General features: G+C 54.5%; 25 protein-coding genes. 17 read left to right on the top strand and 8 right to left on the bottom strand.

What is annotated here, in order from left to right; genetic code table 11:
• Window positions 1-131: 131 nt before the first annotated feature.
• The 4 genes from MHH28_RS01145 to MHH28_RS01160 all read left to right on the top strand — a co-directional run bounded on the left by MHH28_RS01145 (window position 132) and on the right by MHH28_RS01160 (window position 2,286).
• Window positions 132-383 (top strand): hypothetical protein, encoded by a 252-nt coding sequence (locus tag MHH28_RS01145; protein ID WP_405110650.1) that lies wholly within the window; start codon window positions 132-134, stop codon window positions 381-383.
• Between the two features lie 125 nt (window positions 384-508).
• The gene (locus MHH28_RS01150) at window positions 509-811 is read left to right on the top strand and encodes an iron-sulfur cluster assembly accessory protein (protein WP_036702251.1); all 303 of its coding nucleotides are present in this window, start codon (window positions 509-511) and stop codon (window positions 809-811) included.
• A complete protein-coding gene (locus tag MHH28_RS01155) occupies window positions 811-1,050 on the top strand; it encodes a DUF1450 domain-containing protein (protein WP_036725257.1) in 240 nt (79 codons plus the stop codon). Before MHH28_RS01150 ends, MHH28_RS01155 begins: the two co-directional genes overlap by 1 nt.
• A gap of 555 nt (window positions 1,051-1,605) precedes the next feature.
• Window positions 1,606-2,286 carry a hypothetical protein gene (locus tag MHH28_RS01160; protein WP_405110654.1) on the top strand — a complete coding sequence of 227 codons (681 nt, stop codon included), beginning with the start codon at window positions 1,606-1,608 and terminating at the stop codon, window positions 2,284-2,286.
• 469 nt (window positions 2,287-2,755) lie between these two features.
• On the opposite strand, the gene MHH28_RS01165 is transcribed toward MHH28_RS01160, so the two are convergent.
• Window positions 2,756-3,889 (bottom strand): class I SAM-dependent RNA methyltransferase, encoded by a 1,134-nt coding sequence (locus MHH28_RS01165; RefSeq protein WP_405110657.1) that lies wholly within the window; start codon window positions 3,887-3,889, stop codon window positions 2,756-2,758.
• A gap of 170 nt (window positions 3,890-4,059) precedes the next feature.
• Here MHH28_RS01165 and MHH28_RS01170 point away from each other — a divergent pair, with 170 nt between their 5' ends.
• The gene (locus tag MHH28_RS01170; protein WP_405110659.1) at window positions 4,060-4,689 is read left to right on the top strand and encodes an O-methyltransferase; all 630 of its coding nucleotides are present in this window, start codon (window positions 4,060-4,062) and stop codon (window positions 4,687-4,689) included.
• A 48-nt stretch (window positions 4,690-4,737) separates the two neighbouring features.
• Here the strand turns inward: MHH28_RS01170 and MHH28_RS01175 are convergent, their stop codons facing one another.
• Window positions 4,738-5,958: an MFS transporter gene (locus tag MHH28_RS01175; RefSeq protein ID WP_405110662.1), complete on the bottom strand. Its 1,221-nt coding sequence runs from the start codon at window positions 5,956-5,958 to the stop codon at window positions 4,738-4,740.
• A 229-nt stretch (window positions 5,959-6,187) separates the two neighbouring features.
• On the opposite strand from MHH28_RS01175, the gene hemE reads away from it, so the two are divergent.
• The 10 genes from hemE (at window position 6,188) to MHH28_RS01225 (ending at window position 16,861) form a co-directional block, all read left to right on the top strand.
• Window positions 6,188-7,249 (top strand): uroporphyrinogen decarboxylase, encoded by a 1,062-nt coding sequence (gene hemE, locus MHH28_RS01180; protein ID WP_405110665.1) that lies wholly within the window; start codon window positions 6,188-6,190, stop codon window positions 7,247-7,249.
• An 87-nt stretch (window positions 7,250-7,336) separates the two neighbouring features.
• A complete protein-coding gene (hemH, locus tag MHH28_RS01185) occupies window positions 7,337-8,281 on the top strand; it encodes a ferrochelatase (RefSeq protein ID WP_405110668.1) in 945 nt (314 codons plus the stop codon).
• The gene (gene hemG / locus MHH28_RS01190; protein ID WP_405110671.1) at window positions 8,278-9,738 is read left to right on the top strand and encodes a protoporphyrinogen oxidase; all 1,461 of its coding nucleotides are present in this window, start codon (window positions 8,278-8,280) and stop codon (window positions 9,736-9,738) included. Before hemH ends, hemG begins: the two co-directional genes overlap by 4 nt.
• A 222-nt stretch (window positions 9,739-9,960) precedes the next feature.
• Window positions 9,961-11,364, top strand: coding sequence for a CapA family protein (locus tag MHH28_RS01195; protein ID WP_405110674.1), 1,404 nt, complete (start codon window positions 9,961-9,963; stop codon window positions 11,362-11,364).
• Window positions 11,365-11,382: 18 nt separating this feature from the next.
• Entirely contained in the window at window positions 11,383-12,114 is a 732-nt protein-coding gene (locus MHH28_RS01200; protein WP_405116777.1) for a glycerophosphodiester phosphodiesterase, read from the top strand.
• A gap of 51 nt (window positions 12,115-12,165) precedes the next feature.
• Window positions 12,166-12,789 (top strand): fumarylacetoacetate hydrolase family protein, encoded by a 624-nt coding sequence (locus tag MHH28_RS01205; RefSeq protein ID WP_405110677.1) that lies wholly within the window; start codon window positions 12,166-12,168, stop codon window positions 12,787-12,789.
• A 25-nt stretch (window positions 12,790-12,814) separates the two neighbouring features.
• On the top strand, window positions 12,815-13,627 hold the full coding sequence (locus MHH28_RS01210) for a DUF92 domain-containing protein (RefSeq protein ID WP_405116779.1): 813 nt from the start codon (window positions 12,815-12,817) through the stop codon (window positions 13,625-13,627).
• Window positions 13,628-13,703: 76 nt separating this feature from the next.
• Window positions 13,704-14,315: a TetR/AcrR family transcriptional regulator gene (locus tag MHH28_RS01215; protein WP_405110680.1), complete on the top strand. Its 612-nt coding sequence runs from the start codon at window positions 13,704-13,706 to the stop codon at window positions 14,313-14,315.
• Between the two features lie 52 nt (window positions 14,316-14,367).
• Entirely contained in the window at window positions 14,368-16,320 is a 1,953-nt protein-coding gene (locus MHH28_RS01220; RefSeq protein ID WP_405110682.1) for an ABC-F family ATP-binding cassette domain-containing protein, read from the top strand.
• Window positions 16,321-16,366: 46 nt separating this feature from the next.
• A complete protein-coding gene (locus MHH28_RS01225; protein ID WP_405110685.1) occupies window positions 16,367-16,861 on the top strand; it encodes a tetratricopeptide repeat protein in 495 nt (164 codons plus the stop codon).
• A gap of 414 nt (window positions 16,862-17,275) precedes the next feature.
• Here the strand turns inward: MHH28_RS01225 and MHH28_RS01230 are convergent, their stop codons facing one another.
• The 5 genes from MHH28_RS01230 to MHH28_RS01250 form a co-directional block, all read right to left on the bottom strand.
• The gene (locus MHH28_RS01230; protein ID WP_405110688.1) at window positions 17,276-18,319 is read right to left on the bottom strand and encodes a M42 family metallopeptidase; all 1,044 of its coding nucleotides are present in this window, start codon (window positions 18,317-18,319) and stop codon (window positions 17,276-17,278) included.
• Window positions 18,320-18,346: 27 nt separating this feature from the next.
• Window positions 18,347-18,667, bottom strand: a complete 321-nt coding sequence (locus MHH28_RS01235) for a lipopolysaccharide assembly LapA domain-containing protein (protein WP_405110690.1) — start codon at window positions 18,665-18,667, stop codon at window positions 18,347-18,349.
• A gap of 84 nt (window positions 18,668-18,751) precedes the next feature.
• The gene (gene pepF / locus MHH28_RS01240) at window positions 18,752-20,542 is read right to left on the bottom strand and encodes an oligoendopeptidase F (RefSeq protein WP_405110692.1); all 1,791 of its coding nucleotides are present in this window, start codon (window positions 20,540-20,542) and stop codon (window positions 18,752-18,754) included.
• 213 nt (window positions 20,543-20,755) lie between these two features.
• Window positions 20,756-20,926 (bottom strand): hypothetical protein, encoded by a 171-nt coding sequence (locus tag MHH28_RS01245; protein WP_405110695.1) that lies wholly within the window; start codon window positions 20,924-20,926, stop codon window positions 20,756-20,758.
• Window positions 20,927-20,932: 6 nt separating this feature from the next.
• Entirely contained in the window at window positions 20,933-21,166 is a 234-nt protein-coding gene (locus MHH28_RS01250) for a hypothetical protein (RefSeq protein ID WP_405110698.1), read from the bottom strand.
• 172 nt (window positions 21,167-21,338) lie between these two features.
• Here MHH28_RS01250 and MHH28_RS01255 point away from each other — a divergent pair, with 172 nt between their 5' ends.
• Window positions 21,339-21,536: a cold shock domain-containing protein gene (locus MHH28_RS01255; protein ID WP_036725228.1), complete on the top strand. Its 198-nt coding sequence runs from the start codon at window positions 21,339-21,341 to the stop codon at window positions 21,534-21,536.
• Between the two features lie 160 nt (window positions 21,537-21,696).
• On the opposite strand, the gene MHH28_RS01260 is transcribed toward MHH28_RS01255, so the two are convergent.
• Window positions 21,697-22,941: an MFS transporter gene (locus MHH28_RS01260; protein ID WP_405110702.1), complete on the bottom strand. Its 1,245-nt coding sequence runs from the start codon at window positions 22,939-22,941 to the stop codon at window positions 21,697-21,699.
• A 193-nt stretch (window positions 22,942-23,134) separates the two neighbouring features.
• On the opposite strand from MHH28_RS01260, the gene MHH28_RS01265 reads away from it, so the two are divergent.
• On the top strand, window positions 23,135-24,217 hold the full coding sequence (locus MHH28_RS01265) for a tetraprenyl-beta-curcumene synthase family protein (RefSeq protein WP_405110705.1): 1,083 nt from the start codon (window positions 23,135-23,137) through the stop codon (window positions 24,215-24,217).
• Window positions 24,218-24,274: the final 57 nt, after the last annotated feature.

Here is a 24,274-nt window from a genome sequence, read left to right on the forward strand (position 1 = left end):
TACTTAAAAGTGAAACGAATCCTGCGCATTCGCGTAAGATAACAGCAAAGGGCACAGCCGCAATCCTTTTACAGGTGCTTAGCGGCGGTGTCCTTTTCTACTTACACAGATCACGCAGGGAGGCATAACTCATGAAATTCAGAAAACTGTTGTCGCTCAAACAATGGTCTCATATATTCCGCAGCTCCTGGCATTATATCGTTTCGCCTAATGTTGCTATGGCCGACAAGCTGCTGTTTACTATTCCGGCACTGCTTTACTGGGTGCTGCCCGATATCATGCCGTTTGTACCGATTGACGATATTGGCGTAACGATGCTGCTGATGGGCTGGTTCGTAACACGGATGGACCGCAAATACGCTGCGCTGCATAGCGGAAGATGACATTTTAGCGACGATTGCCGGTTCAGCTGTGGAAGGATGTCGCCTAATGGTTGCTTTATCCTCCCGGATTCCTTAAAATGAATTATTGAGTATTTAAAATATAGAGGCCTGGGAGATGGAAACGAATGAACGTCAAAATTACCCGCAATGCGGCTAAAGTGATAAAGAAAACCATGGAGCTTGAAGGCAACAGCGAGCTTAAGCTGCGCGTAGCGATTACACATGCACATGGCGACCATGCCCACTACGGACTGGATCTGGACACGCCCAAGGAGAATGATGTGGTGGTCTCCACCGACAAGGATATCGATGTCATTCTTGATCCGAACCAGCCGCTGCTGGACGGTGTGAAGATCGATTATCTCTACCTGCCGGAAGAAGGCTTTGTGATTACTAATCCGTCTAAAGGAAATCATGGCGATCACTAATGGCTAACGATATAAGATTATGTGACGAGTGCAATCATATCAAAATGAAAAGCATCGTGCCCAAGCTGCTCAAGATGGCACCGGATGCCGAGATCAAGACCGGCTGCATCTCCTACTGCGGACCATGCGGCAAACGCCCGTTTGTCTACATCAACGGCCGCTACATCAGCGGACCGACAGAAGACGAGGTGCTGGCCAAGGCGGAAGCTTTCGTCAAACGCCCGGTGGAGAAGAAGTAATTCAGATCTGCTGCGCCAGCAGCATCGTACAGCCCCCGCGTTATTTGCGGGGGTTGTTTTGGTGTGTTCGGAGCAAATGTATGTGGAAAACAACATATAATGTGCAACTGCAGGAGTGAGCGGAGCGAATGTATGTGGAAAACAACATACAATGTGCAACTGTGGTGTGTTCGGAGCAAATGTATGTGGAAAACAACATACAATGTGCAACTGCGAGGGTGTGAGGGGCGAATGTATGCCGAAAACAACATACAATGTGCAGCTGCGGGGGTGTGCGGGGCAAATGTATGTGGAAAACAATATACAATGTACAACTGCGGGGGTATCGGAGCAAATATAAGCGGAAAACAACATACAATGTGCAGATGCGAGCGTGAACGGAGGAAATTGTAACTCTATAGTACTACCTTTATATTGCATTCGTTGCCCAAAAGTGGGACACTAATTTTAGGTACAAATTAACGCGGCAAAGAATGCCCCGCTCTCTTCCATTCAGAAGGAGGCGGGGTTTTGTGCGTTCTGAGATTAATTTCAATGCTAAGTGGGGGGACTGAAATGGGCTTTGCTGGAGAGCATGATCAATGGTTAAGCAATCATCTCAAACGAAGAAAGGGGGAGCGGCTAGATGCGCTTAAGCGTGGACATGGCTACGGGAACCGCTTATTCGTCGAAAGTGTATGGTGGCCGCTTGCCGGACATTTTCACGGACTGCATCCGGAATACGAAGTAAAGGACTGGCGCGGCAGATCCTATTTTGTTGATTTACTATGGAAGGTTGGATCTTCGCGCATTGCGTTTGAGATTATGGATTTTGGGTCGCATGGCACGGATCGGAGCAAATACCGGATGGACCTGAATCGGGGTCTCTTCCTGCAATCACAAGATTGCGTGGTGCTCTACATCTCTCTAGACGAGATGAAAGATAATCCATCTTTCATCCTTTCCGCACTACGGAACCTTTTGTTTCCTTATTTGTCGGCTGGAACTACAAATCGGAGTACAGAAAAAGCTTATTCCAGAATTGAACGAGATTTAATGCGCTTAGCCATCCGTTACAATCGTGTTCTTCGTCCGGGGAATGCTGCGAGAGAGCTTGAACTGCAAACTGCGACAGTCATTAAGTACAGCCGCATGTTGGTGGATAAAGGTAAATTTCGCCCTGTAGCTCGAGGAGTATCTCAACGGATTATTTACTATGAGTATGTAGGTTCGCTGCAAAGTCCAGATCTGGTTTAAGATCTGATTCCACCCGCAAATATAAGCCGAAAACAACATACAATGTGCAGCTACTGGGTGCACGGAGGAAATGTATGTGAAAAACAACATACAATGTGCAGCTACGGGATGCGCGAGCCAAATGTATGCCGAAAACAACATACAATGTGCAGCTACGGTGGTGTATGGAGGAAATGTATGCGGAAAACAACATACAATGTGCAGCTACGGGGGTGCATGGAGGAAATGTATGCCGAAAACAACATACAATGTGCAGCTACGGGGTGCGCGAGCCAAATGTATGCGGAAAACAACATACAATGTGCAACAGCGAGGGTGAGCGGAGCAACTGTGTACGAAATTGATGCAGCATCAGCGGCTTAACGAGAACAAAGAGCCTTAAGTTCATAGCACAGAGTGCTTCATGTGACTTAAGGCTCTTTAGGGATAGTTACTTAACTGCAAAACTGCTTAACCCACACCGCTCCTCCTATTTCCGCGGAGGCAGCGGCCCCAGATACTGATAGTATTGGCATTCGATCCGGCCGTTGTAGAGCTTGCGGCGCTTGTCCGCCTTGCGGCCGTAGTATTGCTCGAATTCCTTGTACGGGCTGATGGCGAAGAAGGACCAGGTTGGCAGATAGAGCATCATCTCGCCGAACTGGCGGGTCAGCTTCTCCACTTCCTTGTCATTGCTGATCCGCTCACCGTAAGGCGGGTTGGTGATGATGCAGCCGTATTCGCCTTCCGGCCGGGCCTTGGCAGCGGCCATATGTTTAAAGGTAATCTCGCCGGAGAGTCCGGCGCTCTTCGCTGCCGCTTCAGCAATCTCAATCGCAGCCGGATCGATATCCGTTCCGGTCAGCTGCAGCGGGTAATCGTCGCGCACCGCGTCGAAGGCTTCCTCGCGGGCTTCATCCCACAGGCGCCGGGGAATCTCCGGCCAGTGTTCGGACGGGAAGGAGCGTCGAAGGCCCGGCGCGATATTCCAGGCGATCATCGCAGCTTCGATCAGAAGCGTGCCCGATCCGCAGCAGGGATCATAGAGCGGGCGATGGCCGTTCCAGCGGCTGAGCTGGATCAGCGCCGCAGCCATGGTCTCTTTCAGCGGCGCTTCTGTAGCCTGGCGGCGGTAGCCGCGCTTGTGCAGGGCTGGGCCGGTGGTATCCAGGGTGATCAGTGCGATATCATTCAGCAGGATCACTTCAACCACATACCGGGGGCCATTTTCAGGAAACCATTCCGTGTGGTACGACAGCTTCAGCTTCTCAACAATGGCTTTCTTCACAATCCCTTGGCAGGCTGGTACGCTGGTCAGCTGAGATTTATGTGAACGGCCCTCTACCGGGAATTCGCCGTTCTCGGGAATCCAGTCCTCCCAATTTATCGCCTTCACTCCTTCGAACAGCTCGTCGAAGGTCCGGGCCGGGAACTGGCCCATCTTAACCAGTACACGGTCCGAGGTACGCAGCCACAGATTGCAGCGGCAGATGTCGATGTAATCCCCGCTGAACAGGACCCGCCCGTTCTCGACCGTGGTCTCATAACCCAGCTCGTTTAATTCGCGTGCTACTACAGCCTCCAGCCCCATGGGGGCGGTGGCGATCAATTGTAATTTGCCCAAATGCGCTCAACTCCGTTTAACTTGTGGATAAATACGTATAGCCAGTACAATAAGAGTAGCTGGTGGTTAGCCTGAACCTGTAGAACGTTCAGCTTACAGTATAGGGTAAGGAAGAGTTCTGCACAATGCCTGTCCGCAGGCGCACACACCCATTCAAGAGGAGAATACATATGCAGAATCAGGAAGAGTACAGTGAACAGTTATATACAGAAGATGAATTACTGCTCAACGTCAAAGCAGCCATCGTGGCCAAAGGGATGCCGGAGGTGTCGATTGCCCCGGGCTACGGCAGATTGCTGACGATGCTGGTGACCCTCTCCCGCTCGGCAAGCCTGCTGGAGATTGGGGCGCTCGGCGGTTACAGTGGAATCTGTCTGTGCCGGGGACTCACGCAGGAAGGCCGGCTGACCTCTCTGGAGCTTAAGGCCGAATATGCAGAGCTGGCACAGAGCCATCTGCAGCAGGCGGGCTTCGGAGACCGGGTAGAATACCGGATCGGCCCCGCACTGGACAGCCTGAAGCTGCTCGAAGCACAGGGGCGCAGGTATGATTTCTTCTTCATCGATGCCGATAAGGAGAATTATCCGAATTATCTGGAATATGCGATCCGGCTTGCTTCGCCGGGGGCGATTATTGCCGGGGACAATATTTTTCTGCGCGGCCGCACGCTCAATACGGAGAAGAACGGACCGGCAGTCCAGGCCATGCGCCGCTTCAATGAGATGATTGCCGGCGATCCCCGCCTGACCAGCACGCTGCTGCCTGCCTATGACGGCCTGGCGCTGGCGATGGTGAAATAGCTTGAGCCAAGCGACACCAGTCATACCGCTTCTAAGTTAAGCAGCCCGCTAACGGAATAGCCGGGGTTCCGTCTTCTTGTACAGCTTGATCCGCACCCAGACCGTATTGATCAGCAGGAAAGCGCCTGAAATGATGAACAGGCCTTCAATGCCGATATAACCGGATAAAAATCCGCCGATCACCGCGCCAAGCATATTGCCGAGCGCGAGCGTACTGCTGTTGAAGCCAAACGCCCGGCTCTCTTTGCCGTCAGGCGTATAGGAGCGGATCAGGGCGTTGACGCTAGGCAGCAGGCCGCCCATGAACACGCCCATCAGGAAACGGACGAGAATCAGCTGCCAGACGCTGGTCACGAATGCCTGCGGAATCAGGAACAGAGCGGCGCCGATCAGCGCAAAGGTCAATATCCGGTGTGCCCCCACCTTGTCGCTGAGCTTGCCGAGCAGCGGTGAGGCGAGCATATTCGAGATACCGGTGACTGCGCTGACCATACCTGCCCAGAAGGCAAGGTCCACAGTGGTGCCGTGCAGCTTCTCTACATAGAGCGGCAGCAGCGACATCGGGCTGATCATGGCGAATTGCAGCAGGAAGGTTACGCCGAACAGGGCGGGAAGCTGAGGCACCTTCGCCAGCTCCTTGAAGCCTTCCAGCACGGATACCTGGGGCACCTGTGCCGCTTCTACCCGGTCGAATTTCTCTTTGACCAGGAATAAGGCCAGCAGTGACGCAACGAAGAGCAGCGCACCGACCACATAGAAGATCGGACGGAAGCCGATCCAGTCAGCAAGTAAGCCGCCCAGCAGCGGTCCGAGAATGGTTCCGGCCACCGCCCCGGATTGCATCAGGCCCATAGCGAAGCCCATCTTCGGTTTCGGCGTGGTTCCCGATACGAGCGCGATGGACGCGGGATTGAAGCCGGAGATGGTTCCGTTCAGCAGCCGGAGCAGCAGCAGCTGCATCGGGGACTGGGCGAAGCCCATCAGGACAATAACAACAGCCATGCCGAAGCTGGAGCGCAGAAGCATGATTTTGCGTCCGTATTTGTCGGCAAGCTTGCCCCACAGCGGCTGGAAGATGAACGAGGTCAAGAAGTTCGCGGCAAAAATAAGTCCGGCCCACATGCCGATTGCGCGGTCACCGGTTACCCCCAGATCCTTGGCGAGATAAAGCGACAGAAAAGGGGTAATCATAGTCATGCCTGCATTTACCAGAAACTGGCCGAACCAAAGCACCATGAGGTTGACTTTCCAAGTCTCCCAATTCTTCAAAGTGCTTTCACTTCCTTTCAGGGGATTCATTAAAATAAAATTCACGAAAAATTGACATTATATCAGTATATCATAGTTTTTCAGCCCGACAATGCAACACTTGTCATAGTAATGTCATGGGATTGTCATTCCCTTTCGGGTGAGGCGGTTGTTAGCCGCTTACAAAAGGGGCATAATAATGATATGTGTTTTTTCACAGAATTCTATCAAATCTAATGGAGATCTTATCATGACCTACAACGACACTTTTATCCGCGCCTGCAGACAGCAGAGCACGGAGTACACCCCCGTATGGTACATGCGGCAGGCTGGCCGGTATGATCCCGACTACCGTACAATCAAGGAGAAATATTCACTGCTGGAGATCTGCAAGCAGCCCGAGCTTGCGGCCGAGGTGACCCTGATGCCTGTGCGCAAGCTGGGCGTGGACGCAGCGATTCTGTATTCCGACATCATGAATCCGGTGGCTTCCCTCGGTGTGGATTTTGACATTGTGAAGAACATCGGGCCGGTTATCGAGAATCCGATCCGCTCAGCAAGCGATGTGGAGCGGCTGAAGCCAATTGATGTGGAGGGTGATCTGGGCCATATTTTGGAGACCATCGCCATACTGGACAAGGAGCTGGACGTTCCGCTGATTACCTTTGCCGGGGCGCCGTTTACCATCGCCAGCTATCTGATCGAAGGCAGACCCTCCAAGACCTATCACCGTACCAAGGAGCTGATGTTCAGCCAGCCTCACGTATGGGATAAGCTGATGGAGAAGCTTGGCGATATGGTTATCGCTTATCTGCGCGCCCATGTCGCAAGCGGCGGGAAGGCCTTCCAGCTGTTCGACAGCTGGGTCGGGGCGCTGGCTCCGCGTGATTTCGAGCAGTATGTGCTGCCGACGATCACCCGGATTTTTGCAGAGCTGTCCGATCTGGAGGTTCCGAAGATCTACTTCCCCGGTGTCAGCTCAGGGGAGTTGCTCCCCAGTCTGAGCAAGCTGCAGGCCGATGTGATCGGACTGGACTGGCGGGTAAGCATTACCGAGGGACGGCGCAGACTAGGCGGGGGCTATGCGGTTCAAGGCAATCTTGATCCCTACCTGCTGACCGCGCCGATGGATATATTGAAGGCCCGGGCCAAGGAAATAATCGATGAAGGCATCACGGAGCCGGGGTATATTTTTAACCTGGGGCATGGATTATTCCCTGAAGCTTCGCTGGACACACTGAAGGAATTGACGGATTACGTCCATGAGTATTCGGCAGCGGCACTGAAACAGGCGGCACCGCCGCTGGCATAGTTGAAGAAATAGCATCTGACGGCAGCAGCCTTTGCTGCTCTCTTTGCTGTATAGGATATTAATTATTCGTAAAAGGGGATGGAAACCGTGGCCACAAAAATTGGAGTACTCGTGATGTCGTACGGCACGCCTGAGAGTCTTGAAGATGTAGAGGCCTATTATACGCATATCCGGCGGGGGAACGCTCCTTCTGCTGAACAGCTCAAAGAGCTGACTGACCGCTATAAGGCGATTGTCGGCGGGGTTTTTCCGCTTCGGGAGAATACAGACCGTCAGGTGGAAGCCTTGCAGGCTAAGCTGAACAGCGGGCAGATCCAGTATGTCTGCTACCAGGGGCTTAAGCATGCCAGACCGTTCATTGAGGATGGTGTAGAGGCGATGGTCCGGGACGGGATTACCCAGGCGATAGGCATCGTGCTGGCCCCGCATTACTCTGTGATGAGTGTGGGCACCTACATCAAGCGCGCCAAGGAAAAAGCGGAAGCCTGCGGTATTCAAATGGAGTTCGTGGAGAGCTACCATATGCACCCCGAGCTGATCGATGTGCTCAGCCGGAGAGTAACCGCCAAGCTGGACGAATTCGAAGAGACTGGCGCAGTGCGGGAGGAGGTCCGCGTGCTGTTCAGTGCACATAGTCTTCCTGAACGCATTCTGGCGATGGGCGATCCATACCGTGACCAGCTGCTGGAGACCTCGCAAGCGATTGCCGCGCAGGCCGGGGTTGAATCCTGGCAGTTCACTTGGCAGAGTGCGGGCCGGACGGCAGAGCCGTGGCTGGGCCCGGATATTCTGGATACGCTGCGTGAGCTGGCCGAGAGCCAGGTGAAATACGTGCTGTCCGCGCCGATCGGCTTCGTCTCCGACCATTTGGAGGTGCTGTACGACCTGGATATTGAAGCGCAGCAGTTGGCCTCCGAGCTGGATATGCGGCTCTTGCGGATTGATTCGTTGAACAGTGATCCGGCTTATATGTCTGTGCTCAGTGATGTGGTGCGTACGAAGGCCAACCAGTTGAAGGTGAATCAGCCATGACTGCTTCACCCCGCAAGGTAGTCATTATCGGCGGAGGCCTCAGCGGCCTCAGTGCCGCGTACTACATCCGCAAGTTCTACCGTACAGCCGGAGTGCAGCCGGAGATCACCCTGATCGAGAAGGACAAGGTACTCGGCGGCAAAATCGAAACGCTGCACCGTGACGGCTTCGTGATTGAGAAAGGCCCGGATTCCTTCCTGGCCCGCAAGACGGCAATGGTCGATCTGGCCAGGGAGCTGGAGCTGGACCATGAACTGGTAAGCACCAATCCGAACGCCAAGAAGACCTACATCCTGCAGCGGGGCAAGCTTCATCCGATGCCTGCGGGTCTTGTGCTGGGCATTCCGACAGAGCTGAAGCCCTTCCTGAAGAGCGGACTGGTCTCCTTCGGCGGCAAAATGCGGGCAATGATGGATTTCGTACTCCCGCCCCGCCGCAGCGCTGAGGATGAATCGCTTGGCGATCTGATCGAGCGCCGTCTCGGCACAGAGGTGCTGGAGAACATGACGGAGCCGCTGCTGGCAGGGATATATGCCGGGGATATGCGTAAGATCAGCCTTCAGGCGACCTTTCCGCAGTTCGGTGAGGTCGAGCGCCAGTACGGCAGCCTGATCCGGGGGATGACGACCGGCAGGAAGCCGGTGGAGACTCATACCGGAACGAAGAAAAGCGCCTTCCTCACCTTCCGTCAAGGGCTCCAGAGCCTCGTGCATGCGCTCATCCATGATTTGCAGGATGTCCGGCAGATCACGGGGACAGGAGCGAAATCCATCAGCGTGGCGGGGGAAGCCGGTTCTTCCGGCGCTTCCCGCTATGAGGTGGAGCTGGACAACGGTGAGCTGCTGGAAGCTGACGACATCTATATTACAGTGCAGAACTTCGCTGCCGCAGAGCTGCTGCGCCCCCATGTGGATGTATCGCCGCTGGATGCCGTGAACTATGTATCGGTAGCCAATGTGGTTCTGGCGTTCACCCGCCAAGATATCGTGACGGAGTACGACGGATCGGGCTTTCTGGTTCCGCGTAAGGAAGGGCGGAACATTACCGCCTGCACCTGGACTTCTACGAAATGGCTGCACACCAGCCCGGAGGATAAGGTGCTGCTGCGCTGTTACGTGGGACGTTCGGGGGATGAACAGAATGTGGACCTACCGGATGAGGCGCTGGCGGAGCTGGTGCGCAAGGACCTGAAGGAGATCATGGGGATTACCGCAGCTCCGCTGTTCACAGAGATCACCCGGCTGAGGTCGTCCATGCCGCAATATCCGGTAGGCCATCCCGGACGGATTGCCGGCCTGCGCAGCGAGCTGGCGCAGAAGCTGCCCGGGGTCTATGCCTTCGGAGCAGGCTATGACGGCATCGGGATGCCGGACTGCATCAAGCAGGCGAAGCTTACGGCCGAGACGGCCGCAGCCAGCCTCCAGAAGCTGCCGGAACCGGCGGGAGCCGGAGTATAAACGGAACGGTGGAGCGGAGCAGTGGCCGCTTCACCTTTTTTAGCAAGATAAGAATTTATATGTTTTGGGGCCCCCGCAAAGTCCCTGATTTATCATTGAAGCTAAAACCCCACTTTGTGGGGTTATTTTGTGACAGACAGGCGCTGAACCCGGCTTGGAGCGGCAGCTGATAGATATGCTATAATAGAAACACTTTAAGGGCAAAGGAGATTACTTGCACTCATGTATCCGCCGAGATCAGGCAATAGACAAGGCAAGAGAAAGCATAGCAGGCGCCGGCGCAGAAGAGCGTGGGCGTGGGTCAATGTGGCGCTGCTGCTGCTGATTACTGCAGCGCTCGCGTATTCATTCATGGACGATAAGGATCAGCAGGGCGCTGCTGATCCGCCGGCGGCGCTCGTCACCTCCCCTTCCCCGGAAGCTGCTGCAACGGCGGCAGTCCCTACGGAAGCGGTGCCTTCGGAGGAAGCGCCCGGGGCAGAGGCCACAGCCACTGCGGAGCCTTCGCCGGAGGGGACGCCGGAGGCTTCTACAGTGCCTGCAGAGACAGCGGAAGCTGCTACGCCAGCTCCTACCCCTGCACGGACGGAGCAGGCGGCTGCAACGGATGCGCCGCAAGCCACAACGGGAAGCAGCAGCGGACTGATCGCAGGCTTGCCGGAGAATACATCAGGCAAGACGGTGAAGCTGAGCTTTGCCGGAGATATCATCTTCAGCGGGAAAGCAGGCGCACTGCTGGAGCAGAAGGGCTACGATTATTCCTACAGCGCGCTGGATGGAATGTTCAAGAAGGATGATCTGACTGTCGTCAATCTGGAGACTCCGATTACTACACGAGGGGTTGGAGCCAAGAACAAGCAGTTTGTGTTCAAGGGCCCGCCGAAAGCGCTGGATGCGCTCAAATCCGCCGGTGTGGACGCCGTCAATCTGGCTAACAACCATACGTTGGATCAGGGGGAGCAAGGGTTGCTCGATACCCTGAAGCATCTGGGCGAGCGCGGAATCCCTCATGTGGGCGCAGGGCGGAACAGCCAGGAGGCGTATTCGGCGCAGTATTTTGAACGCAATGGAATTAAGATTGCCCTGCTGGGATTCACACGGGTGATGCCGGTGATTGAGTGGAAGGCGGAAGCTGGCAAGCCGGGCCTTGCCTCTGTGTATGACAGTGCGGAAGGTCTCAAGGCAATTGCCGCAGCCAGGCAAAAGGCCGATGTTGTCGTTGTCTTCGTCCACTGGGGACGCGAGCGGATGGAGCAGTATGACAAGACCCAGCAGGCGCTCGGCCGTAGCTTCATTGATGCCGGAGCGGATCTGGTGATGGGCGGCCATCCGCATGTGCTGCAGGGAATTGAGCCGTATAAGGGCAAATGGATCGCCTACAGCTCAGGCAACTTTATATTCACACGCGGCTCCGTCCCGGCGACTTGGGAGACCGCGGTATTCCAGGCGGAATGCAGCAAGCAGGGCCAATGCTCGCTTAAGCTGAAGCCGATGGATGCCGAGCTGGCCCAGCCGGTGCCGATGAATGAGGCAGACGGGCAGCTGCTGCTGCACAGAATGGAGTCTATCTCTTCCGGCCTGGTCACAATCCGCAATGACGGCACCGTTATCCAAGCGGTGAAATAGCCGGGGGTGCGTATAATGATGAACAATATGTGTGTAGCCCACCGCGGATTTTCTGGCAAAGCCCCGGAGAATACACTTGCCGCCGTGCGGATGGCGATTGCGCTGCCTTTTGTACGCTGGATAGAGATTGATGTGCAGCTGACGAAGGACGGCGTTCCTGTAGTCATCCATGATTATTCACTGGACCGCACGACCAACGGACACGGCAAGGTGAAGAATATGGACTTCGAACCGATGCGACGGCTGGATGCGGGAAGCTGGAAAGGGCGTGCTTTTCGCGGAGAGCGGGTGCCCTCCCTGGAAGAGGTGCTCGCACTGGCGTCAGGCAGGCTGCGGCTGAACATTGAACTGAAGACGGTGGGAGAGATGTATCCCGGCCTGGAGCAGAAGGTCATTGACCTGGTGAATGCCAGGGGAATGCGCGAGGAAGTGGTGCTGACCTCGTTCGATGCCGGTGTGTTGCGGCGGATCAAGGAGCTCGACGCGCGGTTCCATACGGGACTCATCTACGACTCCAGATCCGGTGATCCGGCGGGGAAGCTGAATGAGCTGGGCTGCTCTTTCCTGTCCATCAGCTTCGACCGGCTAACCCCGGTGCTGGCGCAATCCCTGATTGAACGGGGGGTTCAAGTTATGGCCTGGACTGTGAACAAGGGCAAGGACATGCGCCGCCTGGCGAAGCTGCATTCCGATATTATGATCTGTACGAACCGTCCGGATATCTGGGGCGAACTCTTTTTGAAGGCTTGATCAGGCTGTTGCAGGATTACAAATTCATAAGGGAAGCGGGCTGAAGAATCTATGAGTGGAACTGTCAATAACGTGTACTGTGTAGGACGAAACTATCAATTGCATGCGGAGGAGCTGGGCAATAAGGTGCCGTCCGAGCCGCTGATCTTCCTGAAGCCGTCTCACGCTGCTGTAGCGCTGGATAAAGCGATCATCCACCTGCCCAAGGACGCCGGACTCATTCATTACGAAGGGGAGCTGGTGCTGCGCATTGCGCGTGATTACGTGCCGGGGATGAGCGTGCAGGAGCTGGTGGATGTCATGGCGCTGGGCCTCGACTTCACGCTCCGTGATGTGCATAATGATCTGCAGAAGAAGGGACTGCCCTGGACTGCCGCCAAGGGCTTCAAGAATGCGGCTCCGCTGACCCCTTACATGGCTTTGCCTGAGCAGGAGGAGCTGGAGGCCACAGACTTCACGGTCCGCAAGAACGGAATTGAGGTGCAGCGCGGGAACGTGAAGAACATGATTTTCTCCCTGCAAAAAATTGTTGAATTCATCGCCTCCCGCTACGGGCTGGGCAAGGACGATATTATCTTCACGGGGACTCCGGCAGGTGTAGGTCCGGTGGTGGCTGGCGATTCGTTCGAGCTGTTCTGGGGCGAGCGCCCCATGGGCACCTGCCTGATCGGTTAAGGCGATGCTCTCAGGACTTGAAGTGCTGCAATGGCTGATCGGAGCCTGCGGTGCGCTGCTGGTTGCCGGGGCCGCCTACTGGAAGCAGTCGCTTAGCTTCTCAGGGATGGTGGCGGCAGTGGTGATGGGGACAATCTATTTCGGTGCAGGGAATCTGTTCTGGTTCGGTATCCTGCTGGTATTCTTCATCTCCTCGACGGTGCTGTCGAAGCTGCATCATGAGAATAAGGCAGAGCTGGAAGCCACTTATGATAAAACCGGACGCCGCGATGCGGGCCAGGTCTTCGCCAACGGCGGACTCGGGATGCTGGCTGTTCTGCTGAACGCGATCTATCCGCTGGAGCTCTGGGGCTTCCTGTTCATCGGGGTGATGGCTACCGTAACCTCCGATACATGGGCGACAGAGATCGGCACGCTGGCCCGCAAGCCTCCCCGGTCAGTCCTGACCGGGAAGGTGCTTCAGGCAGGCACCTCCGGCGGCGTATCGCTGCCGGGCACGCTGGCTGCAGCGGCGGGAGGGGCGCTGATCGGCGCGGCCTCCTGGCTGCTCCGGGCGGCCTCCGGCATGACACCCCATGCCTTTTGGCTGCTGGTGCTGGCCGGACTGCTGGGCGGGCTGGCGGGAGCTTTTGCCGACTCGATCCTGGGAGCTACCGTGCAACGGATGAACCGCTGCGCGGTCTGCGGCCACGAGGTAGAAGCCTCTCAGCACTGCGTGAAGCCGACCCTGTATGCCAGGGGCTGGCGCTGGATGGACAATGATGCCGTAAATGCTGTAAGTTCTATAATAGGCGGTGCTGTAGCACTGCTGGTCAGTTATATCAGTTACATAGGATAAGGGCGGACCGGATGGCTGAGTGATGTGTTACGTTATCCGGTAACTAGCGGGATTCTATGGGTTGGGAGGTGAACCGTTGAGCAGTGCATCCGTAGACAAACATGCAGCTATCCTCGATGCCGCTTATGAGCTTTTCGGTTCAGGCGGCTTCTATGAAACGAAGATGTCAGAAGTGGCCGAACGTGCAGGCATTGCGAAGGGCACGGTCTATTTATATTTTAAAAGCAAAGAGGAGCTCTTCATGGCGGTTACCCGCCGCGATTGTGAAGGATTCCTTGAGCAGCTTGAGGGCAAGCTGAGTACCTGTTCCACACTGACAGACAAGCTCTCCGTTATTGCGGAGCATCATCTGTTCTATTATTATGAGCGCAAGCAGCACACGAAGCTGTTCTTCCGTGCGCCTAACAATAACCCTGAGCTGGTGGCTTATATGGCACAGTTCATGGAAGCCTATATGCAGGCTGTGGTGAAGGTGCTGCTGGAAGGCGGTGCTACCGAGCCGGAGCTGATGGCACAGTCGTATATCGGGATACTGGACCGTCTGAAGATGGACATCCTGTTCGACCCGGAGTTTGCCGAGGCAGATGCGGATAAGCGGGCGAAGTTTGCGGCCAGGCTCTTTATTACAGGGGCGCTGGGCAGCCTGAATCCGGCATCGGGTGACCTTCCGTTTGAATCTGAATCCTAAGCAATACACAACCCATTCCGGTTATAAAATATAAGGCAAGCGAGGACAACTGATGAATATTATGACGGTGGAACATCTCTCCAAGAGCTACGGGGAGAAAACCTTATTCCGTGATGCCTCCTTCGGCATGGATGACAGGGATAAGATAGGCGTAATTGGCGTCAACGGTACGGGGAAATCTACCTTTCTGAAGATTATCGCCGGGCTGGACACAGCAGATGAAGGGCAGATTGCCATCGGCAATGATGTGCGGGTACAGTTCCTGGCCCAGAATCCGCCCTATGAGCCTGGTAATACAGTCTTGCAGCAGGTGTTCGCCGGAGAGGACCCGGAGCTTGCGACGATGCGGGAGTATATGGAGGTCATGTCTCTTCTGGAGCAGAATCCGGGAGATTCAGGGCTGGAAGGCAGGCTTGTGCGGATTGGCCAGGCCATCGACGCCGCCGGCACCTGGCAGCTGGAGAGTGAGGCCAAGACGGTTCTCACGAAGCTCGGCATCACCCGGTTCGATGCCCGGATGGAGAGCCTCTCGGGCGGACAGCGCAAGCGTGTAGCCCTGGCGGCAGCGCTGATAACGCCATCGGAGCTGCTGATTCTGGATGAGCCTACCAACCATATTGATACGGATTCCGTAGCCTGGCTGGAGCAGTATCTGCAGAAGCGGCGCGGGGCGCTGCTGATGGTAACGCATGACCGTTATTTCCTCGAACGGGTCGCCAGTGTAATGCTTGAGCTGGATGGCGGGAATCTGTACCGGTATGAAGCGAATTACTCGCGGTTCCTGGAGCTGAAGGCAGACCGGGAAGAGCGGGAGGCCTCGGAGGAGCAGAAGCGCAAGAATCTGCTGCGCACGGAATTGGCCTGGATTCGCCGCGGGGCCAAAGCCCGCTCGACGAAGCAGAAGGCGCGGATCGACCGCTTCGAGAAGCTGAAGGCAAGCACGGGAGGGGCTTCGGCGTCTTCAATGGATATCTCCGTAGCATCTACGAGACTGGGCCGCAAAATCATTGAGATCCAGGACCTCACCAAATCGCTGGACGGCCGGACCCTGATCAAAGATCTGACTTACATTGCGGTGCCGCAGGACCGTGTGGGGATAGTCGGCAAGAACGGCAGCGGCAAGTCTACGCTGCTGAACCTGATTGCCGGTAAGCTTACGCCGGACAGCGGCGAGGTGCAGCTGGGGACGACCGTCAAGCTGGGCTATTTCACCCAGGAGCATCAGGATATGGATCTCAGCCTGCGGGCCATCGAGTATGTGAAGGAAGAAGCGGAGATCATCAAGACTGCAGACGGCAGTGTCATCACCGCCGGGCAAATGCTGGAACGGTTCCTGTTCCCGCCCGCGATGCAGTGGACGCCCATCTCCAAGCTGTCCGGCGGCGAGAAAAGACGCCTCTACCTCCTGCGTGTCCTTATGGGAGCACCGAATGTGCTGCTGCTGGATGAGCCGACGAATGATCTGGATATCGGCACACTGGCTGTACTGGAGGATTACCTGGATGAATTCCCCGGCGTAGTCTTCACCGTATCGCATGACCGCTACTTCCTGGACCGTACCGTGGATAAGCTGATTGCCTTCGAGGATGGGGGTATCCGCCTGCACGTCGGGGACTATAGCGAATATGAAGAGTGGCTCTCGAAGAATGTCCCATCGGGCAGCGGGAACTCCGGCAAGGCAGACAGCGGCTCCGGCCGCAGCGCCAGCGGGGCAGGTGCGGCCGCTCCTGAGCAGGGCGGGAATACACCGAATGCCGCAGCGCCGCGCGAGAAGCTGAAATTCACCTTCAAGGAGCAACGTGAGTACGAGGGAATTGACGAGGCCATTGAACAAGCGGAACAGCATCTGACAGATCTCTCGGCACAGATGGAAGCGGCATTCGCCGATTCCGGCAAGCTCCAGGAGCTGGTGGAGAAGCAGCGGCAGGCTGAGGCAGAGCTTGAGCGTCTGATGGAGCGCTGGACGTATCTGAATGAGCTGGCGGAGAAGATTGCCGGTAAGTAGGTAAGAGTAGGTAAGTAATAACGCTCAGAGAGGGGCCAGTGACCCGATGACTGCGACTCATTCGATAGAAGCTGCTGTACAGCTCCGGTCCTCTGGCCGGGCTGAACAAGCAAGAGCCATGCTGCTAGAGCTATTGTCAGCAGACGATAGCAACGCGGAGCTGCATTATCAGCTGGCCTGGACACATGATGTGCTGGGCCTGGAGCGCGAAGCCGTATCTTATTACGAGCAGAGCCTTGCCCTTGGCCTTCCTGATGAGGAGCAGCGGGCAGGGGCGCTGCTGGGCCTGGGCAGCACCTACCGGACACTGGGGCAGTATGCAGAGTCCCGCGCGCTGCTGGAGCAGGGTGCGCTTGAATTCCCGCAGCGTGCGGAATTCAAGGCTTTTCTGGCGATGACGCTGCATAATCTCGGTGCACACACCGAAGCCATGGAGCTGCTGCTTAACCTGCTTGCGGATACATCATCCGACCCGGGTATCCAGGATTACCGCAAGGCCATTAAGTACTATGCGGACAAGCTGGAGCAGGTATGGCCTTAACCGGGGGATACTGGTAGGAAGAAGGAGCTGGGCGGAGAAGATCGCGGGTAAGTAACACCGCACAGAATCAGATGCAAAGTCAGAGGGGTATGCGGAAATCCTGCTCAAAATGCAACATCTGACTCGTTATCTCAGCTCTAATCCGCAAATGTTGCACAAAATGCAGGATAAATCCTCCCCGGAGCTGTTGGGCAAGGTAATTGTTGCAATTTATGCAGGAATCCATGCAAATGTCCAATTACGGGCGGGACAGGTTGCAATAATTGCAACATTTCGGCTTGGTCAAGATTAGTATAGTCAACTAAAAAGGCAGCACCAGCTATTTAAATGAGCTGGTGCTGCCTTTTTGTACTTATTTACTGATATCCAGGTCGTGTTGCTATAGAAAGTGACCCATCGTGGCGAGCAGCCCGATCAGTTCGCCCCAACATAAGCCGCCAGCAGCTTAGCCGTATTAAGCACTGCCTGCTTGTGGGTACGCTCCATGGAGTGTGAGGCGTGTACGCCCGGTCCAATCAGAGCGGCGCGGATATTATTGCCGCCGCGCAGCGCAGCAGAGGCATCGGAGCCGTATTGCGGATAGATATCTACCGCGAACGGAATCGCCAGGCCGTTCGCCAGCTCGATCATGCGGCTGGTCATGGCATAGTCATACGGGCCGGAGGAATCCTTGGCACAGATGGAGACATCCGTCTCCTTGCAGCTCAGATCATCGCCCATCGCGCCCATATCCACAGCAATCATCTCGTTGATTTCGCCCGGAATCCAGGCCGCGCCGTGTCCAACCTCTTCATAATTGGAGATCAGCAGGGACAGGTTGTGCAGCGGCTTCCAGCCTTCGCGCCGGATGCTCTCCAGCAGCCCGAATAAGGCGGCTACGCTGGCCTTGTCATCCAGATGACGGGATTTGATATATCCGCTGGGTGTCAGCACCGCCCGGGCGTCAAAGGAGATGAAGTCGCCGACGGAAATCCCCAGCTTGAGCACCTCATCCTTGGTGGAGACGAGCTCATCAATCCGGATCTCCATGTTCTCCTCCGCACGTTTGAAATCACGGGCATCGGCATAGACATGCACGGAAGGGTGGCTGGTCAGAATCGTACCGGTGTACGTTAATCCGCTGCGGGTATGAATAATGCAGTATTCATTCTCGATACTGTTCATGCTGAATCCGCCTACAGAGGTTAAGCGGAGGGTCCCGTTCGACTTGATGGAGCGGACCATGGCGCCAAGAGTATCCACATGGGCGCTGATGCCGATTGTGCGCGTAGGGTCAAGGCCTGGTACTGTGAGCATTGCGCCGCCTTTTTCATTCCAGGTAAGCGGGATATTCAGTGCCGCCGCTTCTTCGGCCACCAGCGCCATTACCTGGGCGGTGAAGCCGCTGGGGCTTGGGGTGTCGAGCAGTTTTTTGAGCAGAGTCAGAATATATTCTTCATTGGGCTGGATGTTAAGCAAGGGTAATTCCTCCTATTCGTCTATATGTTATAGCTGGGATGATCCTTCTGGAGTATAAGGGGCACTCTCAGCAGGAATAGGGTCCATGATACTGCCCGCGTCCCGTAGCTTGGCAAGCTCGGCGTTCAGGCTCTTGATCTGCTTCTGCAGCTTATACTGGCGGAAAATCCCGTATGAACCGACAACCACACCACCGATCAGCGCACAGCCCAGAATAACAAGAATAAGCGGGATGCTGACAAAGTCGAAGCCGAAGTTCACCGGAACCGGATCTACATTCATTACCGCGAATACAGCGGTTAACAGAGCAAAAAACAAACCTAATATTAATGACCATTGAAGTTTCATATATCTTCCTCCTCGGAATCTATGACAATACAAATCCCCTGCCCGCAGAGGGCAAGGGATTACTGTAATACTAAGCTTTCTGCCTCATTTGGTCAACTGCTCCATCTGCTCAATAACGCTCTCAAATACGCTCATCGCTTCGCGGATCGGCTCAGGGGAGGACATGTCAACCCCAGCCTTACTGAGAATGTTAATGGAGTAATCGCTGCCGCCGCTCTTCAGGAAGCCGAGGTAACGGTCAACCGCCGGTTTGCCTTCATCCAGAATCTGTTTGGCGAAGCTTGTCGCCGCCGAGAAGCCGGTAGCGTATTTATAGACATAGAAGCTGTTATAGAAATGCGGAATCCGTGCCCACTCCATCTCAATATCCTGATCAACCACCATATCCTTGCCGTAATACTTGACGTTCAGATCGTAGTAGATCGCAGAGAGATCCTGCGGTGTGAGCGATTCGCCTTCTTCAGCACGCTGGTGAATGATCTTCTCGAATTCGGCGAACATCGTCTGCCGGAATACCGTCGTGCGGAACTGGTCGGCATAATAGGTGAGCAGGTACATTTTTTCCTTCGGGTCTGTGGACTTGTTCAGCAGATAATCCATCAGCAGAGCCTCATTGGTAGTAGAAGCAACCTCCGCCAGGAAAATAGTGTACTGCGCGTCCCGGTATTTCAGCGTCGTGTCCGAATAGTAGGAATGCAGGGCGTGACCCATTTCATGCGCCAGTGTGAACATGCTGTTCAGATTGTCGTTATGGTTCAGCAGCACATAAGGATGGGTGCCGTAAGCCCCCCAGCTGTATGCGCCGGAGCGTTTGTTCTCGTTCTCGTAGACATCGATCCAGCCTTTGTCATAGCCTTCCTGCAGAACACTCAGGTAGTCCTCGCCAAGCGGCTTCAGGCCTTCCTTGGTAATCTTCTTGGCTTCGTCAAACGTAATATCCAGCTTATATTCGTCCACCAGCGGAGCGAACAAGTCATACATATGTAGCTCATCTACTCCAAGCAGCTTCTGGCGCAGCTTCATATAACGGTGCATCAGCGGCAGGCTCTCGTGAATTGTATCGATCAGGTTGGTATAGACTTCCTTCGGAATATTGTCGCCGTAGAGGGACATTTCCAGCACGGAAGGGTATTTGCGCGCACGGGAGTAAAATACATTCTTATTCACATTCGCGCTCAGCGTGGCGGCAATGGTGTTCTTTTGCTTGCCGTACGTTTCGTACACTGCTTTGAATGCGTTCTTGCGTACTTCACGGTCCGGGCTTTCGAGGAACTGAATATAGCTTCCGTGGGTCAGCTCGACTTCCTTGCCTTCTTCGTTCTTCACCTTCGGGAACTTCAGATCCGCATTATTCAGCATGCTGAATACAGTTTGCGGTGCCTGGGCGATTGTGCTGACCTGAGCCAGCAGGGCTTCTTCCGCCTTGGACAGGACATGGGCCTTCTCGCGCTTCATTTCAGTCAGGGTGAAGGTGTAGTCAGAGAGCGCAGGGTCGGCGATGAACTGGTCAAGCGTCGCGTCAGGCAGGGCCAGAATCTCAGGTGTGACAAAAGAAAGAGCTTCACCCGCTTCAACGCCAAGCTTCTTGGCCTTGGAGGAGAGTGCCTGGTACTTCGGAGCCGCTGTATCCTCATCCTGGCGCATATGCGCATAGACATAGAGGCGTTCAGTCAGCAGGGACAGCTTATCATCCAGCTCGAAGCACTTCTTCAGGGCATCCGGAGAATCCAGCTTCCCCTGGAAGGAGGCAGCGCTTGTGATCAGTGCCTTCACTTCCTTATATTCAGCATCCCATTGCTCCTCTGAAGCAAACATATCTTCAAGCTTCCAGCGGTTCTCGGCGGGCACTTCACTTCTCTTAGGTAATTGTTCCATAGAAATCCTCCTCGGTAGATGAGATGCGGCTGAACGGCTCTCCGCCTGCGGGAGCGCTGAGGACAGATTTCCTTGCAGCAGGCTGAGCGCAAGCAGGAGCGGGAGTGATTTGGCGGTAACGGACATGACGGCAGCCTCCTGATTCTCAAAGTCTGCTTAGTATGCCCTGCCAATTCATGTTTATTAAATCATAAGTTTCCTTCTGGGATAAAGTTATGTGAGCAGGCTATAAATAATGAAGACAAAAGCCAGCGCAATCATAATGACGGCGGTCAATGCCATCCCGCGCTTCAGGCGCGGGGGCATTTTGTCCTTGCTCATAATCAGTACGGCACCGAGACACAGGACGACAACTACATAAATGACAAGACTCTCATTATCCATTCCGGGCTACACCTGTTTGAAGGCAGCAATGATATTCTTGTACTCTTCTTCATTATCCTGGTAAGACTCTTTATTGAAGCGGTTGTTCACCCACTGCATCATAGCCGGACGGCTCATGAAGGTATGCGTTTCTTCCCCCCATTGGTCGGAGATTTCACGGAGGATAATATAACGTCCCTGAACCTCCACCGTCATCATGTTCCATTTGTCTGTTTTGTATATTTCATGTTTTTTGATCATTATCATTACCACCCTGGCGATTTTTGGCTTTTGGGTCAATGATAACGCACCGGAGAAGGGAAAAGCAAATTAAATCATGAAATCAGGGAAAAGATGGATTGCTTTACAAGTATAGAAAGAGTATAATGTAAGCATACGCCATATATGGCGGTATTTTTAGGAGGTTGTTCATTTGAAAGGTACAGTAAAATGGTTTAACGCAGAAAAAGGTTATGGTTTCCTTCAAGTTGAAGGCGGCGAAGATGTATTCGTTCACTTCTCAGCAATTCAAGGCGACGGATTCAAGACTTTGGACGAAGGCCAAGCGGTAGAATTCGATGTTACTGACGGTAACCGTGGTCCACAGGCAGCGAACGTAGTTAAATTATAAAATACGGCCAAGGCAGAGCTTCTGTCAGCCGCAATATATATATTTGATCTAGCACGCACTGGCATGAGTAGCATCAGGCAGCTTGAGCAGCACAGTTCCTCCGGGAACTGTGCTTTTTTATATTCCCGTACCCGGTGAAGCTTCACCCGCCCTTAATTGCTCAGAGCGGGTTATTGGTCTTACGACGCAACGGGCGGTCCGCGCCGCCCCCGAGGTCCATGAGATGCTTGGACAGGAAGCCGATGAAGGCCAGGATCGAGAAGCCGGTAGCGACCAGATAGAATACAATCCGGCCGGCATCCTGGTAGATCAGCCCGCCGAAGGTGCCGCTGAGCAGACCTGCGCCGCTGGACCATACGACGGTGAAGAGGGCCATTCCGGTGGCCCGCAGATGATCAGGGATGATCCGGGTGATGTAGCGGACCGCAGTTACATAATAAATGCCGAACGAGACGCTATGCATGGCCTGGATGGCGACTACGGTGCCCGGCTCCTGGGCAAGCGACATGAACAGGAAGCGCAGCGTGAACATCAGGCTTGCAAAAGCGAGCAGCGGCAGCTCCTTGAACTTGTCGCCGTATTTGCTGAGCAGGAAGAAGATGGGGATCTCACTGAGCGCAGAAGCCAGCAGCGCCCAGCCCACAATCTCATCGCCTGCATTCATGCCCTTGAGGCTGATCGTCAGGAAGGCCTCGTTCATCCGGTAGCCGATGGCGAGCAGGAAGACGGAGCTGAAGAACCAGAGCACTTCCTTTTGCAGCAGAATCTCCCGGAGTCCGGCAGCCTTCAGCGCTTTGTCCGGAGTCTCTCCGTTCACAGGGAGCACAGCCGCTTCGCTGCGCTTCACATCCTTCAGTCCCACCGTGATAAGCAGCGCGGTTACAACAATCACAATACAAATGGCTACGCTATACTGAGGTCCCAGTGTTCTAAGAACATAACCTATTGTAAGAGCGAAGAAGGAGTATCCGAGCGAGCCGAATACACGGATGGCGATGAAATTCCGCCCGTGGCGCTGGGCGATCTTGATCGCCATAGTGTCTGCAAGTGGAAAAACCGGGTAATAGAAGAAATAGAAAAAGGACAAAATAAGCATAACACTCGAGAAATCGGTGGCTCGGGCCAGAATAATGGCGGTAATCATCTGGCCTCCAAGCAGGAGGGCCATAATCTTACGGACGGTACCCAGCCGGTCGCTCATCATACTCCAGAACAGATTCGAGAGAATCGAGATTAACGGGCCTACGGAGTAGAGCAGACCCATTTGCGGACTGCTGAAGCCCAGGTGGGCATAAAATAACGGAAAATAAGAAACAACCAGCACACTGGTGCCGTATAGCGTAAACATAAAGGATCGCAGCCAGTTTTGGTCACTGTATTGGCCGCCGCTCCGCTCTGCATTCATGATTGTGCACTCCTTCGGGGTATAGAAAAATATAGTATAGCACAATGCGGAGAAGTCAGGGGTTACGTAAAATATCGATTTTCTGAATCTTTCAAGACTTTGCGAAAGTGATTTTGTTGTTTGTACAAATCCGCTCTGCATATTATAATAATCATGATTTGGATAAGGAGACAACAATGTGGAGGCACTGTCATTGAATGAATTTGAGCAAGGCCGTAACCGTAGTCCGCGCGGTCCTATAGGACTCATGAACAGGGTCTATAAGTACGTGCTGCCGGAAGTACGATCATGTCTCGATTTCTGGCGCAAGGACGCAGAAGGAATTCCCGATCCCGAGCTCCGCAAGCAAGCGCTTGCCAGCATTGAAACGAAGCAGTTTCATTGCGAAGGCGGCGGAATCTATGCCGCCGGCAATTTGTCGATGAGACATATACTGATTCCGCTAATTGTTGCTTATCAGACGATCAGTGATTATTTGGACAACCTGTGTGACCGCAGTACTTCACTCGATCCGGCCGATTTCCGGTTGCTGCATAAGTCCATGCTTGATGCTGTAACCCCGGGTGCAGAGCCTGTGAACTATTACGCGCTGCGTACTGAACAGAATGACGGCGGATACCTGCACAGACTGGTCCGCAAATGCCAGGAGATGACCTCCCGGCTTCCGGGGTACGGTGCTGCCGCTGAAGAGATTTATAATCTGGCTGTATTGTACACCGATCTTCAGGTCTATAAGCACATTCACCCGGAGCTCAGGGAGGCTGCCCTGAAGGAATGGTGGGAGAAGGAGGGACACCGGGCGCCTCATCTCCAGTGGAATGAGTTTGCGGCCGCAACCGGTTCAACCCTGGGCGTATTTATGCTTTTTCTGGCTTCATGTGATCCCAAGCTAAGCAGAGCGTCATCAGCATCCATTCGTGCTGCTTATTTTCCGCATGTGTGCGGTCTGCATATTATGCTGGATTATCTGATTGACCAGGATGAAGACCGGGCCGGCGGTGATCTCAATTTCTGCAATTATTACGAGAATACGGATATGATGCTGAACCGGATCGCTTCCATTGTGGAGTGGGCCCGCAAGGATGTCCGGAGTCTTCCCGAGAACTCCATGCACCGTATGATCATCGAAGGACTCCTGGCACTGTATTTATCCGATCCCAAGGTTAGTGAGCAGCGCGAGGTCCGCTCGGTATCCAAGCGGCTGATGAAGAATAGTCCGCTCACCAGACTCTTCTTCTTCGTCAACAGCCGCTGGATACGTAAACACATGTATTAGATGCTGCAGGGTCTTCTCCGATCAGGGGAGAGACCGGCGCAATTTTAAGGAGGAACT

It is taken from the genome of Paenibacillus sp. FSL K6-1217, assembly GCF_045040735.1.
Taxonomy (GTDB): Bacteria; Bacillota; Bacilli; order Paenibacillales; family Paenibacillaceae; genus Paenibacillus_AQ.